This is a genomic window from Corynebacterium sp. HMSC070H05 (assembly GCF_001837615.1).
In the GTDB taxonomy this organism is placed as follows: Bacteria; Actinomycetota; Actinomycetes; order Mycobacteriales; family Mycobacteriaceae; genus Corynebacterium; species Corynebacterium coyleae.
On the sequence record NZ_KV833335.1, the window covers coordinates 1 to 248 of the forward strand.

At 63.7% G+C, this 248-nt stretch carries 1 pseudogene; it reads right to left on the minus strand.

Going from position 1 to position 248, the window contains the following annotated elements:
* Nucleotides 1-248 (minus strand): annotated as a pseudogene (locus tag HMPREF2617_RS06445) (glyceraldehyde-3-phosphate dehydrogenase); the annotation flags it as partial.

Below are 248 nucleotides of genomic sequence, written 5' to 3' on the forward strand. Positions count from 1 at the left end.
TGCTTGACGCCGTAGCGGTCGTTGATCACCTTCAGCACCGGGGTGATGCCGTTGGTGGTGCAGGACGCGGCGGACAGGATGCGCTCGTCGCCGATCATGTCCTGGTTGATGCCGTAGACAATGTTCGGGATGTCACCCTTGCCCGGCGCGGTAAGCAGCACGCGGTCCACACCCTTGGACTGCAGGTGCTGGGACAGGCCCTCGCGGTCGCGCCACACGCCAGTGTTATCGACGACGATGGCGTTGTT